The organism is Paenibacillus sp. MZ04-78.2, from assembly GCF_024213375.1.
GTDB lineage: Bacteria > Bacillota > Bacilli > Paenibacillales > NBRC-103111 > Paenibacillus_G.
This window is the reverse complement of the sequence record NZ_JANAVJ010000109.1, coordinates 1-1,439: the sequence shown is the minus strand read 5'-3', so window position 1 is coordinate 1,439 and position 1,439 is coordinate 1. Positions and strand designations below refer to the sequence as shown.

The following is a 1,439-nucleotide window of genomic DNA, read 5'->3' as shown; positions in this document are numbered from 1 at the left end:
TAACCTCGCACGGGAACGTAACTCGCCGGTTCATTCTACAAAAGGCACGCCATCACCCCGGATTTTTCCGAAGGAAATATCCAGACGGGCTCTGACTTCTTGTAAGCACACGGTTTCAGGTTCTGTTTCACTCCGCTCCCGCGGTTCTTTTCACCTTTCCCTCACGGTACTGCTTCACTATCGGTCACCAGGGAGTATTTAGCCTTGGCAGATGGTCCTGCCGGATTCAGACGGGGTTTCACGTGTCCCGCCCTACTCAGGATACGCCTAGGATGTTCGCAGACTTTCGGCTACGGGGCTGTTACCCACTATGGCCAGCCTTTCCAGACCGGTTCACCTAACCTGCTGCACCCATGACGGCGTCCTACAACCCCAGAGGGCAAGCCCTCTGGTTTGGGCTACTCCGCTTTCGCTCGCCGCTACTGACGGAATCACTTTTGTTTTCTTTTCCTGAGGGTACTTAGATGTTTCAGTTCCCCTCGTCTGCCTCCAATGCAGCTATGTATTCACTGCATGGTACGTGAGAATTACCTCACGTGGGTTCCCCCATTCGGACATCCCCGGATCAAAGCCTGCTTACGGCTCCCCGAGGCATTATCGTTGTTCGCCACGTCCTTCTTCGGCTCCTGGTGCCTAGGCATCCTCCGTGTGCTCTTTCTAGCTTATCCTGATCGCTAGGAGTATATCTTTTCTCGCTCCGCTTGTCTTCGACAAAAGTCGCTCCAAAAGATATACCCTCGCTAGCTAAGTTGCTAGTTAAAACTAAGGATGATTCAGCTTTACGCTTTGTTTCGATATCCAGTTTTCAAGGAACAAATCTTGCTTCGCTGCCGTTTCAGCGGCAGGAAAATCATCTTAGCATGTCCGCCCGGTTGATGCAACCATCAACTTTTGGCAAGACTGCCAAGCTTGAAAGGCATTGCACCTTTCAAAACTGAACATGAGTGAGTGCCGTTGCAACTTCATCGGCAAACCCGATGAATGTTGTCAACAATATTTGTCCGTCGCCCTACAGACGACATGGACTCCATAGAAAGGAGGTGATCCAGCCGCACCTTCCGATACGGCTACCTTGTTACGACTTCACCCCAATTATCTACCCCACCTTCGGCGGCTGGCTCCTTACGGTTACCCCACCGACTTCGGGTGTTGTAAACTCTCGTGGTGTGACGGGCGGTGTGTACAAGACCCGGGAACGTATTCACCGCGGCATGCTGATCCGCGATTACTAGCAATTCCGACTTCATGCAGGCGAGTTGCAGCCTGCAATCCGAACTGAGACCGGCTTTCTTAGGATTGGCTCCATCTCGCGACTTTGCTTCCCGTTGTACCGGCCATTGTAGTACGTGTGTAGCCCAGGTCATAAGGGGCATGATGATTTGACGTCATCCCCACCTTCCTCCGGTTTGTCACCGGCAGTCAACTTAGAGTGCCCAACT

Annotated in this window: 2 rRNA genes; both read right to left on the bottom strand. The window is 52.4% G+C overall.

Going from position 1 to position 1,439, the window contains the following annotated elements:
- Window positions 1-668 (bottom strand): 23S ribosomal RNA (locus NLX71_RS26225); the annotation flags it as partial.
- A 365-nt stretch (window positions 669-1,033) separates the two neighbouring features.
- Window positions 1,034-1,439, bottom strand: a 16S ribosomal RNA gene (locus tag NLX71_RS26220); the annotation flags it as partial.